At 41.9% G+C, this 16718-nt stretch carries 8 protein-coding genes and 1 pseudogene; 1 reads left to right on the plus strand and 8 read right to left on the minus strand.

Annotation, left to right across the window (positions count from 1 at the left end):
- Positions 1-176 precede the first annotated feature (176 nt).
- From WC509_04485 to WC509_04500, 4 genes and pseudogenes are all read right to left on the minus strand, one after another.
- Positions 177-3407, minus strand: a complete 3231-nt coding sequence (locus WC509_04485; GenBank protein ID MFA5006706.1) for an HsdR family type I site-specific deoxyribonuclease — start codon at positions 3405-3407, stop codon at positions 177-179.
- Positions 3408-3412: 5 nt separating this feature from the next.
- Positions 3413-4537 carry a restriction endonuclease subunit S gene (locus WC509_04490; GenBank protein MFA5006707.1) on the minus strand — a complete coding sequence of 375 codons (1125 nt, stop codon included), beginning with the start codon at positions 4535-4537 and terminating at the stop codon, positions 3413-3415.
- Positions 4524-5024: an N-6 DNA methylase gene (locus WC509_04495; protein ID MFA5006708.1), complete on the minus strand. Its 501-nt coding sequence runs from the start codon at positions 5022-5024 to the stop codon at positions 4524-4526. Before WC509_04495 ends, WC509_04490 begins: the two co-directional genes overlap by 14 nt.
- Positions 4998-6245: pseudogene (locus WC509_04500) on the minus strand (N-6 DNA methylase). Before WC509_04500 ends, WC509_04495 begins: the two are co-directional and overlap by 27 nt.
- Before the next feature lie 1044 nt (positions 6246-7289).
- Between WC509_04500 and WC509_04505 the strand changes: the two are divergent.
- Complete coding sequence (locus tag WC509_04505; GenBank protein MFA5006709.1) at positions 7290-9011, plus strand: recombinase family protein; 1722 nt, start codon at positions 7290-7292, stop codon at positions 9009-9011.
- 78 nt (positions 9012-9089) lie between these two features.
- Here the strand turns inward: WC509_04505 and WC509_04510 are convergent, their stop codons facing one another.
- The 4 genes from WC509_04510 to WC509_04525 form a co-directional block, all read right to left on the minus strand.
- The gene (locus WC509_04510) at positions 9090-11429 is read right to left on the minus strand and encodes a hypothetical protein (GenBank protein MFA5006710.1); all 2340 of its coding nucleotides are present in this window, start codon (positions 11427-11429) and stop codon (positions 9090-9092) included.
- A gap of 582 nt (positions 11430-12011) precedes the next feature.
- On the minus strand, positions 12012-13724 hold the full coding sequence (locus WC509_04515; GenBank protein ID MFA5006711.1) for a DUF6119 family protein: 1713 nt from the start codon (positions 13722-13724) through the stop codon (positions 12012-12014).
- Positions 13725-13792: 68 nt separating this feature from the next.
- Positions 13793-14176 carry a hypothetical protein gene (locus WC509_04520; protein ID MFA5006712.1) on the minus strand — a complete coding sequence of 128 codons (384 nt, stop codon included), beginning with the start codon at positions 14174-14176 and terminating at the stop codon, positions 13793-13795.
- Positions 14177-14713: 537 nt separating this feature from the next.
- Complete coding sequence (locus tag WC509_04525) at positions 14714-16561, minus strand: hypothetical protein (protein ID MFA5006713.1); 1848 nt, start codon at positions 16559-16561, stop codon at positions 14714-14716.
- Positions 16562-16718 lie beyond the last annotated feature (157 nt).

A 16718-nucleotide genomic window follows, 5' to 3' on the forward strand; every position in this document is an offset into this window, starting at 1 on the left:
GTGGTTAGTATTAATTATTCACATTTTCCATCAAAGTGAGCTTGTCGCCGATGTAATATTACTGGTCCAAAAAAAGATTATTTTCCAATTCCAATTTATCCACAATTTGGTTGTACATCGGACGGCGGATTAGCAATCGTTCGCAATTATTCTGATTTTTTGGATATATAACGTATTTACTCATTTGGATATTGAAACTTTTTGAAATTCTCAACCTGACTCAGTATTTGCTCGAATATTTCATTATTCCATTGCGGTGGATACCCGTTTTTATATAGAGCAACCGTTAAATCTCTAGAGAGTTGATTCTTTGTATCGCTTCTAGATGTGAAGTCGACATACTTGGCCTTGTCATCAACAAGCTTTTTAATCTCTTTCGATAGAATCAAGCATTTTGCATCGTCATACGGAAATCCATGTACATCTCGAACTTTTATAAGAATGTCATAAAACGCCTTTTCTTGATAGGAAATACCCATCTTTTCAAAGGACGACTTATCTTCATTCAATTCTCTAAACAACTTCGCCAGTTCATCAGAAAGTCCGTCGATGAAGTCGGATACAACTTCGCTGGTAAACACAAGATTGTCGCGATCGTTATATCGATCAATGACTTTTTTTAGTTTTTCATCAAACTCAAGTGCCTTGACCTGGTTGACTCTTCCATACTCCTTGATAGCGCGTCTCAGTAGTTTCAATAAGGCATTGAATTTAGATATTGGCAATTGAGCTTGTTCGATCTTCTTGATGAATTCATCTGAGAATATATCTTCTCCGTCTTTTATGTCTTCGACAATTTCGATGCCGCTACATTGAATGGCGTCTTCAATCATCTTTTCGACATGCCGATTCATAATCTCGGCATCCGGGGTATTGCCTTTGGTTTGCTTGAAGATGATGGATCGAATTGCGAAATAGAAGTTGGCCTTTTCAATTTGATCGTCCGTCAGTTCTCCGGTGGGGGCGACAATCTGATAGCTCGACTTCAGTCGCTTCGACAATCCCATGAACCGAGTTTCGGTTTCTTTGGTTAACTGAACGAATTCGACTGCATAGTTCAAGCACATAAGCCGCTCAAGGGGTGTTCCCGAGAAGAACTTAGTGGAGTTGAATCCGTGCATCAATTTATCGAGGAGATCGAGATGATTCAAAAAGATCTCCCTAGAGATATTGATCTGCTCAATGGGAATATCGTCGATGTTCCCATACATCTTCATGGCTTCAATCATTTCCTGGTAGAATCCAATGTAGTCGACGACGACACCATGATCCTTGCCGGAAAAGACGCGATTTACGCGAGAGATGGTCTGAATCAATGTGTGACGTTGAATAGGCTTGTCAATGTACATGACCGCCAAGGAGGGGACGTCAAAGCCTGTCAACCACATGTCGACAACGACAGCAATTTTGAAGTTTGAGTTCTTGTCTTTGAAGACGTCCGCCAAGTGTTTCCGATACTCCCGATCTCCACACAAATCATAGAGATCCTTTGGATCGTCCTGCCCTTGAGTAGCGACGAACTTGATTTTTTCAATCGATTCCAACTTGGTTAATTCATCCTCGGAAAGCAATGAAACATTTTCCGCTTTTTTCTTGACCACCCACTCTGGATCAAGAGCAATGAGTTCCTTGTATAGGCTTAAGCCGATCTTTCTACTGGAACACACAATCATGGCCTTTTGGGTGATTTCTGGTTTGTTGGATTCAAGCTTCTTGTAATGGTCGACAATATCCTTGGCAACCTTCTTCAAACGATCGGGGTGTCCAAGTAAGACTTCAACCGCGGTCATCTGTTTCTGGGAGGATTCGACCTGATATTCATTGGTTCCCAGTTTCAAACATTCGGCGTAATACTTTTTTATTTCCTCTACTTGCTTTTCATTCACGATGACGCGAGCAAGAGCCGGCTCATACGAAATACGCACCGTAATGCCATCCTCGGCGCTTTGCTTCATGGTATATTGATCGACAATCGGCCCAAACACCTTCAAGGTTTCGTCAATCGGAGTCCCGGTGAATCCAAGATAGGTTGCGTTGAGGAAGGAGTCATGGAGATATTTGGCAAAACCATATGTCGTTTCAATCGAACTCGCTTTGACTTGATTCTTTGGGCCTTCGGAGGAGATTAAGGCTGTCGACGGTTTTCGAGTATCTCCCGATTCATAACCGATCTTGACTTTGGCTCCAAGGTTAATTTGGGTCCGATGCGCTTCGTCCGAAATGCAGATGATGTTCATACGTTCAGATAACAAACCAGTATCCTCGGTGAACTTCTGAACGGTCGTGACATATACTCCGCCGCTCCTTGTGGTGGAAAGCGTTTCTTTCAAGTCGAGACGCGTTTCCACGCTTCGGACGTTTTTGTCCGCCAAATAGGTTTTGGATGTAATGAAGCGTCCCGTTGTCTGAGAATCCAAATCTTCTCTGTCAACAATCACAAGAACAGTCGGACTATGGAATTCGGATCCGTGCGTTTTGACAAGCTGTCTCGCAAGAAACAGCATCGTATAGGTTTTGCCGCACCCGGTCGCACCGAAGTAAGTGCCGCCCTTCCCGTCCCCATTAGGCTTGATGTGTTCTCGGATGTTATCCAGCAGCTTCTTTGTCGCAAAATACTGGGGATATCTGCAGAGGATCGGGTATTTCTCTTTGGAGTCTCCATCCGGGTAAATGATGAAGTCTCGCAAGATTTCAAGGATTCGATCCTTTCGATAGAATCCGTTGATGGCGGATACGAGGGAGGCGATTCCCTCCTTTTCAGGATCCATCGCTTCCTCTTTTTTCCATGCGTAATAGAACTCGTAATCAGTAAAGATGGTTCCGAGTTTCGTATTGGATCCGTCGGTGATCATGGAAACGAAACAATATTTCAATGCGTTGGGAATTCCCCTGGTGTAGCGGATATTGATTTGTTCCCAGGCGTTGTAGATTGTCTTGTCTTCTTTCAGTGCAGACTTGAATTCGCAGATGGAAATGGGGATTCCGTTGATGAAAACCATCAAATCAGGAATCCGGTGCTCAACATCCTCAAGCTCATATTGGTTCACCACTCGAAAGATATTTCCTTCGACATGGTCGTAATCGATGTATTCGATGTGTAGGGAGCCTTGAGACGAAACATCACGGACCAAATTGAATCCTTCATTGATCTTGTAAAAAGTCCTTCTGTTTCCATCAAAAAGAGGAGAAGACGATATGAAGGATATCTCGTGGATGATTCGTGTGATTTCGTTATCAGTCAAAGCTTCTGTTGGGTATCTATCATGGAGGTAATCGATGAAGTCGTCAACAAGTAAAATGTCCTTTGACGTCCGATGCATCGTCTCACCAAAGGAATACTCGTAACCTTGATTTTGGAATAGTTCGATAATGGCTTGTTCTAGTTGGGCTTCATCAAATTTGGGCATGCATATTACCCCCTTTGTGCTTCTTCATTCGATCCTTTGATGAGAATTGGACACATTTCAGAGATTTGTTTTTTTAGCTTATCGTTGATTTTTTTCCGTTTTTCATAGGCTTCAAATACAGCAGCAATAGCCTTCTGGACTTCAAGATTGGGAGTGGGTATACTTATTTCCGCTAATTCAGAATACGAGAAAACTTCTCTTGCTGAACCCCAAGAATGATATCTTACAAAACGATCAAACCCGTTTCGCTTCAATATCGCGGATAGATATTGTGGGTTTAGTCTAGTTTTATCAACTGAAAAAACCTGATAGATTGGTGAAACAACTATTCTTGTACCCAAATCATTCATCGCATGAGCAAAACACTTCCAAGTGTCCGTAATTTCTACAAAGGCGAATTCAAGCGGGCTAACAACCTTGTATTTACTCAATTCAGATCGATCAACTCTTGAGTTCGCCTCTCGAAACCGTTTTTCTGTACTGAGTCCCATTACTTTATGGATTTTGTTATCGATGTTTCTCAAGTTTTCTTTACGAATTAGGCTGCCTAGTTTTTGTACTGTGCTCTCTTCTTTGATTCTCTGAATACTTGCATCGCAAACAAGTTTTAGTTCATCAAGACCACTTTCATATGCCATTTGGTTTGCAACAAGAGCCTTGTAGACATCCACATATTTCTGTTGAATAGAGAGTGGAGGTAGATTGATTTCCATTTCGCACATTGAATCCCAAGAAAATGTTTCTCGGGCGCTTCCCCAAGAATTGAATCGGGTATATCGATCGAATTCTGGCCTATTGAAGCATATAAACAAGAAGTCTGGCATGAGTTCGTTAAGTTTGTTTTCCTGAATTCTGAAGCCAACATAACTGGATGAACAGATGAAAGTTGATTGTGAATCGTTGTATGCTATGGTGATTTTTTCCCCATTTCTCGATGTAACTGTAACATAGCAAAAATCACCTGGAGAGATAATGAGATATCTATTTAGAGCCACACCATCCATATCTGCTTTCGTCGGAATAAAACATTTCTTGATTGAGATTCCTCTTACATTATCAATTCCATAATGTAAATCGGTGTTCCGGCCTTCAACTGGTTCAATATAATCTCCTAGCCTACTCGATCTCATAACCAATACCTTTGAAAGCTTCCTTAAGCAACTGCTGGGTTTCTATTTCTTCTCGAATCAAGTCCTTCATTTCGTTTTGAATCCGCGCCATTTCCTTGGGATAATCAATTTCCATATCATGATCGATAAAATCTATATACTTTGATGGAACCAAGGAATAATCTTTCCGGATCAGATCTTCCATTTTCACTGCTTTGCAGAGTTCAGGAACATTATGGTATTTTGATGTGTCTCGTCCTTGCCAATCATGGTAAATCTTCTTGATTTTCTGTACTTGAGCGGGGTCAAACTCCACGAATTTCTTATCAAACAAATTCGTATTCCATGTACGTAAATCGATGAATAGAATTTCGTTTTGGCGATCGCGAAGATGGCGTTCAACCAAACTTACGACCGGTTTTCCCTCTTCATCAACCGTCAAACTACCATCTACATTCAATTTATACTCAACGCACTTTTTTCTTTGCTCTTTCTTGTTGTTATTCAAAATCCAGAGTGTTACGGAAATATCCGTTGAGTAAAACATTTCTCTCGGAAGAATGATAATGGCCTCTATCTTGTCTTGTTCAATCAATTGCTTTCTGATACGATATTCCGAATTCGTCGAATCAACGGTTTCGCTTTCATCGTCTTCACTATCACCGTTTCCAATTCGAGATCCTTTACTTCCTGCTCCGAGCGCTCCGTTCGCCAAAAGGAACCCGGCAATTCCATGATTGACATCGAGCTTGGAAAGCATATGTAAAATCCAAGCATAGTTGGCGTTGCTAGCCGGAGGGATGACGGTTTCTCCACCGATTCTCCAACGCGGATCCGTTGCCAAAGATTCCGAGTACCAACTTTTTAAGTTGAACGGGGGGTTCGCCATAATGAAATCCATTTTTTCGTCTTTGTGCTGATCCTCAAGGAATGTGGAGAATGCTTTTTGACCCAGGTTATTTGAAATGCCACGAATAGCAAGATTCATCTTGGCCAATTTATATGTTGTGGGGTTTTCTTCCTGCCCCCAAACTGATATGTTGTCTTTATCCCCTTGGTGATTTTCAACGAACTTGAGAGACTGAATGAACATTCATCCGGATCCGCAGCATGGATCATAAATGCGTCCGCTAAATGGTTCTATCAATTCCGCAATCAAGTCCACGATCGTCTTCGGGGTGTAGTATTCCCCCGCCTTCCCTTCGTAGATGGAAAATACGGAAAGAAAATACTCATAGACTCGTCCAATCAAATCTTTCTCATGGAAACGTTCTTCAGATATTTTATTAATCTCATCAATGAGAGAACTCAATTGTTTGATTTCCAGGTTGAGTGGTGCATATAGATTTAGCTCTAGTGCACCTTTCAGTGAAGGGTTGTTATCCTCGATGTCCTTCATTGCGGCATCTAGAATCGTGGCGATGTTGTTCTTTGCTTTATTGGAAACAATATAACTCCAACGGGATGTCTCGTTCAAATAGAAGACATTGTCAGAAAGGTAGAATGACGGCGTAGTTAAAAAGACCTCATTGTCACCATAGATGTTCCTAATTTTGTCTTGTTGCTTGATAAATTTGTCTCCCACAAACTTGAGAAATGCCAATCCCAAAACGGCTTTCCGGTTGTCTGATTTTTCTCTTGTTCGCAATACGTTGCAACAGTTCCAAAGAACAGACTCTAAGCTGATTTCTTTTACCTTTTTCTCTTTTTCCATTTGTTGTTCACCCATTCTATTAGTATGTGAAACCCATTTATGAATATTCTACCATTTTATAATCCTTTTTTCAGGCCATCTTGAGAATTAACATAAAATTGTCCCGTGGTATTCACCATTAAATATGGATTTTCTCAATATTGTTATTTCTCGATAGAAATATCAGATTTTCAAAAATTGGTCGGCCGTTTTTTCGAGGCCCCATCGAACGGTACCCCATGTCCGGTTATTTATCTGAACGGGGGGGGATATCACAACAAGATATTGTTTTTTTTTCCGTTTCGCGCGCGATGAAACTTAAGTTATCCAAGGGTTCCAATGATGTCTCTCGTGTATGTGTCAAGTCATTCTATGCAAAACTTACTCAATGCACAAACACCCTAGCTGATATAGGATTGAAGGCACTCTATTGCCCCTTCGCTTTTCAACATATCTTTTCGAGTGTCTTAAAAAATCGCGAAAAACCACCCGGTTTTTTGCTTTATCCAGTTTATCTTATATATCTATTTACTTTCCTTTACTTTCCTTTGTGTACCGATGTCGTCATTAACTCGATTATTGTATGCATTAACCCTGTTTTTGGCACAAAATAGGGGGTTATTGTCGTCATTAACTCGATTATTGTCAACATTAATGTTTTGTCAAATATTACATCGATTTCAAAGTTAATGTCGACAATAACTCCCATCCCAACACAACTGTCATTTGTGAGAAAATCGCTTCTCTAGAATGAGATATTGGTGAGATTTTCCTTCGATTTTCTCAATTTTTTCACTTAGGTAATTGAAAACTACTTGACGACCGGTTGACAACCTATTGACGACCTATTGCGATACACTTGACGTTTCCGTTCACACGAATTACCGGTAATGCAACTTTTTCTCGTCGGCGAACGATTGTGCCACTGGCGGGTAGGCAAGTATATTTCCGTTTGGTATACTATCTCGGAATCAAGGAGAAACATATCTCTCCAAAGCAATCGTTATCGAAATAGAACTTGATAATTCTTGCTTCCAGAGTGATGTATATGGTACGCCAAACAGAAGGGAACCATTCACCATGCAAAACAAGCAAGTCAAGATCATCAAACCCGTTATGACCTTCGAACAAAATGCCAGCGGAGACTTCATCCCATCTAAGAAAAGAGTCTGTGCCTATTGCCGCGTCTCCACGGACAACGTCGAACAGAAGACCAGCTATGATGCCCAAGTCGACGAATACACAAAACGCATCCTTTCCAATCCGACTTGGCAAATGGTCCGGATTTATGCGGATGAAGGGCTAAGCGGTACGTCCACGAAGAACCGCAAGGAATTCAATGCGATGATCGAAGCTTCACGGAATGGGGAAATCGATTTGATCCTGACGAAGTCGATTTCCCGATTCACGAGAAACACCGTCGATTGTCTCAATTTCATCCGTGAGTTGCGAACACTCGGAGTCGAGATCTACTTCGAGAAAGAGAACATCTACTCTTCCGACACCAAGGTTGACTTCTTACTAACGATAATGTCTTCCATCGCTCAGGAAGAAGCCAGGAACGTCAGCGAGAACGTCAAGTGGAATATCCGCAAACGCTTCAGCGAAGGCGATCCGGTGGTCAACAACAAACGGTTCCTTGGATACACCCGAGACAAGGAAACGAAGCAACTGGTCCCGATTCCCGAACAAGCCAAAATCGTCCAGGAGATCTTCGCGCTCTATGTCTCCGGCATCGGTCCAGCTAAAATCTGTCAATTACTCCAAGCGAAAGGCTACAAGACCGGCGCCGGCAGAACCTATTGGCGAAATAGCACCATCAACTTCATTCTGTCCAATGAGAAGTACTGTGGAGATCTAATCATGCAGAAGACGATCACCACGGATTATCTTACCCACAAGCGCGTGAAGAACGACAACATCGCTCCCAAATTCCATGTGGAAGACAACCACGAACCGATCATCGACCGGGAGACCTTCCTGCTCGCTCAGAAAATCAAAGAAGCCAGAGCCCTGCAAACGGTCGGGAAGGATAAGAATCTATCCAAGTATACGTACCGTTACCCGTTCTCTGGCATCATCATCTGTCACGAGTGCGGTCGCACCCTGAAACGGCGTTATTGGAACTACGGCACGCCTTCGGCGCGCGTAATGCAGCAATGTGGCGGTTATGTCGAGGGGAAGCACAATTGTCGCGCAAAAGCCCTATATCAAGAATCCATCGAGGGCGCAAGTCTGCAGATGCTCAACGAGGTCTTCTGGAACAATCCTCAAACAATGGAGTTGCTTGAAGAGACTTTCGCGAAGAACAAAGTGCAAAGCGAGCATGAAGTGAAATTGGTCGCTTTGGAAAAAGAGAAATCGGAACTCCAATCCCAATTGACTCAATTGGTTGATTTGAAGATTTCGACTCCGGATTTACCGGAAGAGGTCTTCATGAAAAAGTATCAAGCCTTGAACGGTCAGATTCGAACCAAGATGAACGACATCAATGCGACTGAAAAACAGATTATGATCAAGTTTCAGAAGGAATCCAAGTTATCCCAAATGAAGAAGATTCTCGCGAAACAAACGAAACCATTTGAGGATCTCGATATTGATGTCTTTCGCACCTTCATCTATCGAATCATCGCGGTCAGTCGAACTCAGATCGTATTCTGCATCTCGACGGACAACGAGTATTCGGATGCGGAGTTCTCGGCAAGAAGATACGAGTTCTCTATCCTTCCAGCAATCGCGAATGGCACAATCCACATGGGAAAATACAAGAACACACTCAAATATCGAGTCGCCCTCATTTAGCAATCAGAAAATATGCCAAATTCCATATCTATATTTCCTTGGTATGCAAATGTATCGATTGGATCACAGAAAAAACCATTATTTAGTAAACATATCTATAATAGTGCTGTCGTCCACATCGTCAGACGAACGAGGAGTATCATTAAAAACATCGATTTCTTCGTCTGTTTTATCAGAGAAATATGTATCATGTGCGGCAGTAACCATACTTTCAATTCGCGATTCTTTTTGATCCAAGTATTTGATTATTTCATCTTCATTTACGGAAATCGATCCGTTTATTATCGGATCAATTTCTGATAGTTCTTTCATTCTATCGGCGGCTTCTATTTTTAATGATTCTATCAGCTGCCCATCATCATAATCTGTTCCGTCAAAGTAATCAGACGCAGACGTTTCTAATTGTTTTTCTAGAAAATCAATAACCTCATCAATGTGATTGTCTAGATATTTCTCTTTAAATATTGGATACGAACTTGAACTCAATTCCTTCGCATATTCTCTTGTTAATTCGTTGTAAATTTCCAAAGCGTGATTATAATCCAAATTGGAAATGACTTTGTTTAGAACATCGATCTCCGTTACTCTTTCTACATAGCCTAATTTGGATGCCATACTATGCTCCATTGCGGCTACTATTATGTCTTGATAATTGAATCTTCGACTGAACCCGATGAGGGGACGGTCTTTTCTTAATGTATCTACGACAAAGTCGCTTATATAATCCGAAAATTGATCGGGGTGTTTAGTAATATACTGCAATGCTATCAATTCAGGAATTTCAAGACGTTCTGAAATAATCGACGAAATCTTATTGTTCTGAATTAGCCCATACAATCTGTCGCTGTCTGCGAAATTCTCAATTAAGGTGAAGTATTGTTCAATGTACATTCCTGATTCTAGGATTTGCTCTTTTTCATACGGTGTAATTACCCCCTTAATAAAGTCAATTATAGACGGGTTGGCAAAAGAAATATAAGGGTGAGACAAATTTGATGAACTAATCTTTATTAGAAAGCTATTCGTTAATGAATCTAGGGACTTTTTATAAGGGTCAATCGTTTTATCAATAGTCGGAATACCGGTTATACGTTTTTCAAATGCCGCACGCAGTTTATCGGTGAATACAATAGTATCCGATATTGAATATAACGTTTGAAGTAGTACCCGATCCGACTGAGAAAGCCGTTCTTTGTACTCCGACTCCCAAAGCAAATTAGGGTTGTTCATCGTGTTGGTTATATAATTTTGATACTTTTCTGCTGGTACACCGAGAAGATGTTTTGATAATAAAAAGTGTTCTATAACACGCGGGTTATATCTCGGGCTTTTGATTATTTCTAGATAAAACTGTTTTTCATAAATACTATCCTTATATTCCTTCGGCAACCCCGAATGAAATATATGATTATACAAAATACGTGCTCTTTCAATTTTGCTTAGCTGATTAGTGCTTATTACCGTTATATTAGCCGACCCGATTTTTTCCATAAATATTGAACTATTATTTTTGCAATAGTCCCAAATATAGTTTCTTGAGTTTAGAATCAAATACTTGTTCTTCTTAGATTTAATCATATTGATAAGTGTTTCAAGTTGCTTTGAATATTCAGAAGCCGAAATTGTCGAATCAACTCTCCCCAGGAAGTCATCCATCAATATGACTTCTTTTAATTCGTCACTCCCAACAGCTTTTTTAATGTCATCCAAATTGTTGCTGGATGAGCATATTGGTAAATATTTCTCCCTCATCAAAGATAAAATGGTCATATACGAACTTACGGTTTTCCCGGTTCCTGGATCGCCCATTACCAATATGACTTTGTCTTTTTTTAGACTTGTGTACATTCTTCTATAAATAGTCGTGTCAACAAAATACTTCTGAACACTCTTAATCTTTCTACGCAAATCATCGACGTCAATTTGTATATTTTTATTTATGGAAAGATGAATAATCTTTTGAAAAACCATTTCAATAGCTGTCATATCGCACATGATTAATTTCGGATTCTTTCTTAAAATATCCTTGTTCTCATCCTTTGATAAAAAATCATCAATTCGAAGGGAGTCGAAGACGTTCTCTTTCGATGGCATATATTTCGAAAAAAGTGAAAATATATCTTCCACTCGCTTTGGTGTTAATTGGCGGGTTGTAAAAAAAAAGTATTGTTGTGGCTTGATATCGTTAAGTCGCTTGCTTTCTATTTTTGCTTGTTTATAAAGTGCTCGATAATCCGTATAAACATATCTTTTTGCTTGCCCAATAATCGTGTTTTGAGTTTTCGCATCCGCGAGATCCTTTCCTCCATCCCTGCCCAAAGCAAATCTTCTAATTTGCTCTCCGGTTAATCTTTCTAAAATATCTCGTGCCAGACTCTCAAATTCAAAATCACTCAAGTTTTGGTAGAAATACCCCATAGCCACCCTCCTTGTGTTCAATGGAAAATTACAATATCCTTACCACACATTACTACTATGTCGATAAAATCCCATTTCTACGAAACTGAGATAGCATAAAAATAGATCACACAAGTGACAATCATTGTTCATCTCATTCATGTATCTTCTTACTTCATTCTGCATGATGAGTCGTGATACTGAATTTGCCGTCATCTCATAAGACGATATTCACACGGCGTTTATTCCAAAGTCGAGAGGTTTATCACTTAGAGTGAATAGTTTTCTTGGCATGAAAAAACCAAGATTCATTCTATCCATCTATGCTACATGGTGTGTTTGCTCTAGTAGACCAACAAATAACAAAACTAAGCGTTTGAAACCTGGTCAACAGTCAAAAAGGAATTCCGGATTTGAACTCCAGTACTAAAGCAATTTGATAGTGAGATTTTTACGACCGATCTCAAGGAAGAATAGCGCTTAATTGATTATTAATAAGATCTCTAGTATTAAGACAATATTTACTTTCGAAACCACGGACTGCTGGGGCATCTGTGATTTCACCAAATCTCACACTTATCAATTCTATTCCAAATCGGAATTTTAATTACCCTGGGTTTCCGAAGACTTTGCTATTACAAGCAAATATTCTTTTTGCGAGTTCTTTACTTCTTCTGCCCAATCTATGAATGTCTGTTTGAGTTTTAATGAGTTGCTGTTTGAGGGCTCGCCTTTTTTTTTAATGAGATCGCTAAGGTACAAAACCACAATCGTTTTTGAATCGGAAAGCGTTTTTCCCTCTTTGTTTCTTACTTCGCTGCGAATTGCCTGTTTCTCGCGTTCAAATATACGAAGGCCAGCAATCGATTGTCGTAAAGCTTCTTCAAGTTTACTCGCATTGCCGAATTTTACGTGGATATGTGTAGTGTTTAGTACTGACAAATCACATATTTCTATTGACTTATACATCACGCGATCGAACAAAGTCCATCCCGGCTTTTTTGACAGAATATAGTTGTAAATGAACTCTAGGTACGGTTTTCCAAATGATTTTCCGCCTGTATATGTTTCTTGTATTTCTTCAGGATAAGCCTCAAGATAATTCCATAATTCCCCATCAGAAACGGAGAATTCGGGTATATGGCGAATGTGATTTTGCTCGAGTTGCTTAACTTTTTGATTAACTCTATCAATATATGCGTCATTAAATGTACACCAACGTCCTTCAAATAAAACATAGGTGTCATCCATCACTTTAAGCTGAGTATCAATCCAGTTCATAATGCATTGTCTATGATCCGAAGTTTCAGACTTGGCAGTTAATATTACTTCCCGTACATCCATAACGTTTTTGTTCTTTATGAATGCCTTTATGTCTTCATGTTCGAGCGTTTCGTATTTCTCATGTTCCCCATGGTAAGACAACTGAAGTGATTCAATTCCAACAAGAAAGGAATAGCCGTCGGCTTCATTTCTAAAATAAAACGGCACGCTCACAACAAGCTCTTCTGATTCCGTGTCCAGTTTCAACAAATTGATAAGTATTGTATCTATTTCTGCAGATTTCTGCTTTGGAACAGGTTTCATCCTCGGAATTGGAAATCGAGGTTGATAACAATATTCAATATTAAATAAACAATCTAGCACCGTAACAACATCTAAAAGGTTAATTTCTGTCTTTGAGATTGAAAGATGCAAGTATGAGTAAAAAACCGTTATTATCGGGGCTACATTATCAAGTAATGTTGATATATATCTATCGGTATTTCTATTGGGGTCTTCGGTGATTCTAGATTTTATGATATCAACGGCCTGCCCATCTTCAATAAACATACTGCTGCCTTCGTAGTAATCAAAGATTGACTTGTTCTTAACCATTGAAAAATACTTTGATGATATTGCATCCGCTGACTTACCATCAAACAGTTTATCCGCCATCGAAATCCCATAATCGTATTCAATTAAATCGCGCACAAGGACGAATGCTCGGCCAAAAACCAAGACAAAGGAGTAACCCTTCTTTCGATTTTGAACACATATCACTCCGTGCCCAGTCATACTCGATGATCGTAATGCTTCTTGAAGTTGAAAGAATTCTTTCCACTTGTCATACCATGTAATGTCCGAGTCATCGATATATTGAATTTTGTATGCAAAAAAAACGATGTCAAAATCACCGTCAGACAAGGATCCGTTTACTGCCGAAACCCGGTTGTTTGCCTCATCCATTTTCTTTTTAAATAAGCCGAGCAATTCTTCACTAGAATAGTATTTCTCCAACTTATACACATTGATTGTGTATTTTTCTTTTCTCATACAAGCCTCGGAACTCTCATCTGTATAAAAAATTATTATGAGCCATTTTCACATTTTTATCAAAATGATTAATCTTTATTTTCGTCTTCTTTTATCTGTATCCATACATCGCCATTCTTGGGGTTTTTCGGCGCTTCCTTGCTTACGGTCGTTGTTGGAGTGTTCATGATTTGTTGTTCAATATCACCCAACTTCTTTTCATTGGATGCCAAAGATGAAATGATTGATTGAAGTTCTTCTTGGGTTGTTTCCTTTGATAATTTGATAACGGCATATGAGTCTAGGCCAATATTGATTGTCTGTGCTTGTTGTACTGTGCTGTTCTTTGGATTCCTTATAGTGTTATTCATTGATCGTGAAATACTCAAGCTACGTCCTCCGATGATACCGACAACAATGCCAATCAATCCCACCATGATACCAATTACTCCTAACCATTCGTCGAATTGCATTGTTTTACCTCCTATATTTATATGTTCTCACATTTTGCAGAATTCAATTGAACTGTGGGTTATTGAGTAATACACAATCGTATATGGAAGAGGATGAAATGTAAAAAAATTTTGGGATTGTCACTTGACGACTACTTGACGACATAATGACAACCGTATCAAAGAAAAATGTCGAGCAAGCAATAACCATGACTCGGCGTGCTTCGATCTGGAAACATAGCAATCACATTCATGATATCTATAAAAACGACTTGTTCCATCCGACATTCATCATAGCATGTTCCGATTATTTATCAATATCCAAATAGAAATATTCTCTTATAGTTGTCAATCCATTAATGGATTTACTATAAAAACGGAACAGCCCCAAAGGGGCTGCCCGTGAAATCGACCATGGATGCCGATATGAGAAAAAACGGCAAAAGATTCACGTTCTGACGCGTTTTCCGGTGAAATCGCATTTTCTTGTTTCGAAATGTCGGATTTTGTGCTGTTTCCTTTCGTGATCGACCGACGTTTCGACATCGGAAGCAATCGTCAGTCTTCCGCGAGGACGACGACGGAGTCGGCGGCCGTGAAGACGATTTCCCTCTCCTTGTTCGGATTCAGAATCACGCCGCCGTTCTCATGGATGCGCTTCAGGCGGTAGCCGATTGCGATTTCCCCCTTGAGCGCGGCACTTGCGACGACGGTGCCGAAATCGACCGTCTCGTCCGTCTTCACGTACTGTTTCGCCGGCTTCAAGTAGACCTCCGATCCTTCTTCGCCGAGCAGCTCGTTGAAGACGGCGTTCAGATGTCGGTTCTCGGCGATCTGGCAGAGCATCTTGTTGGAAAGGACGTTGGACACGATGAAGTCGTCGACGCTCGCGTAATGCAGAACCGGTTCGTTCTGAATCCGTTCGATCTCGATGATGATCGGGATGTCGAGCTTGCTTTCGCTCAGGATGTTCTTGAGATGCATGATCGTCAGGAGCGTTTCCGAGTCGGAACGCTCCCCGTCAGCGAGGTCGTTCGCGATCACGACGATCGTGTCGAGCTTGGCGTAATCCAGCTTCGCCAACGCATCGTTCGAATAGGTGATGCCTTTTTGGATGTCGTATCCCACTCCGCAGCGGCGGAGGGTTTCGTCGAGCGGCGCCGTCTCCGTGTCGACGGGAACGAGGAACGACAGATGCGAATCCTTCATCACATAGGGACACATCTCTTCCACGACCGCAAGGAGACTCGGGTTGTAGCCGATGAACAGGAGCCTTCGAACGCTCCGGCTCGCCTGATGCGGCGTCCTGACGATCCGGTTCGCGAAGCGTTCTTCTGAATGCGCCGCGATGACCGCCTTGTCGTCGTCCTCGCAGATCACGATCAGCTGGTCGTTTTCCCCGATGACGGTGTCCATCGGCGGATTGACCCGGGGCTTTCCGTCCCGGAACAACCCGCAGACGGCCGCATCGGGAAAGAGACCGAGCGATTCCTTCATCGTCTTTCCCGTCAGGGAGGGGTGACGACAGAAATAGAACTCGTTCCCCTCGAAATCGAACAGTTCCTTGTAGATGAAAGAGAGTCCCGGCTGGAGGCAGGTCTGCGCCGTGATGCGGTTCATCGCGTCCGAAAGCAGGATCGCCTCCAGCCGGTCGCCGCACATCTTCTTCGCCGCCACGAGATTCTGCGGACTCGAAAAGATCGCCGTCGCGTGGCCTTTCGACTCCTCGGCGAAGAACGCCGTCTGGCTGATTCCCAGAAGACACTTGATGATCGCGACGTCGTCGTTCTCCGCGACGACGACCGATCGCGCGTGGGCGATCGCGCACCGCTCGAGATTGTCCTTGAGATGGATCTCGCCGCAGCGGACGATGACCTTCGTGTTCTTGAAGTCCTTCACCGTCGCCTTCAGCCCGTCCCGGACCGTCAGCGTGTCCGTTTCGCTCAGGATCACGATCGCCGGACGCTTGACGTTTTCGTTCGCGGTGACGATCTCGGAGACGATCACGGGAATGTTGTCGTTCCAGCCGAGCAGGAGCGTATGCCCCTTCTCGATCACTTGCGAAGTTCCCTTCCGCATGTTCTCGAGCTTTTCCTGGAAACCGTTCGAGAGAACGCTGATGAGCATGCTCGTGATGAAGATCCCGACGATCGTCGCGATCGTCATCAGAAGCACATACCCGAACGATCCCTCGACGCCGGAGAGATTGCCGGCGTCGAGCGTCTGCATCAGGCTGGTCCATAATGTTTGGAAGACATTCGTCTCTCCCCCGGCGAAGAAGTGCGACAGGACTCCGATCAACAACACCGCGCCGAGCGTGATGACGGTGAGCATCAGCACGATCGCCAAGGTGCCCTTGGACAAGAACTGGTCGAAAAGATATCGGACTTTCTGCGAACGTTTCATGCGATCCCCCCTGCGATCCGCGTCGATGAAGAACGACACGGAAGTGATTCGCGTTCTTTTTTATTATAGGGTGGAAACGAAAAACATTCAACATCGCATCGTGAGATTTTTGGTTTTCCTTCGATGCCCGTCGATCGTCCGGAGCCGATGCCGCCGT

Source organism: Candidatus Izemoplasmatales bacterium, from assembly GCA_041649275.1.
In the GTDB taxonomy this organism is placed as follows: domain Bacteria; phylum Bacillota_I; class Bacilli_A; order Izemoplasmatales; family Hujiaoplasmataceae; genus UBA12489.

Excerpts from the sequence above, each read along its gene's own strand:
- WC509_04485 (MFA5006706.1), bottom strand. The coding sequence starts at position 3,407 with ATGCCCAAATTTGATGAAGCCCAACTAGAACAAGCCATTATCGAACTA.
- WC509_04490 (MFA5006707.1), bottom strand. The coding sequence starts at position 4,537 with ATGAGATCGAGTAGGCTAGGAGATTATATTGAACCAGTTGAAGGCCGG.
- WC509_04505 (MFA5006709.1), top strand. The coding sequence starts at position 7,290 with ATGCAAAACAAGCAAGTCAAGATCATCAAACCCGTTATGACCTTCGAA.
- WC509_04510 (MFA5006710.1), bottom strand. The coding sequence starts at position 11,429 with ATGGGGTATTTCTACCAAAACTTGAGTGATTTTGAATTTGAGAGTCTG.
- WC509_04515 (MFA5006711.1), bottom strand. The coding sequence starts at position 13,724 with ATGAGAAAAGAAAAATACACAATCAATGTGTATAAGTTGGAGAAATAC.
- WC509_04520 (MFA5006712.1), bottom strand. The coding sequence starts at position 14,176 with ATGCAATTCGACGAATGGTTAGGAGTAATTGGTATCATGGTGGGATTG.
- WC509_04525 (MFA5006713.1), bottom strand. The coding sequence starts at position 16,561 with ATGAAACGTTCGCAGAAAGTCCGATATCTTTTCGACCAGTTCTTGTCC.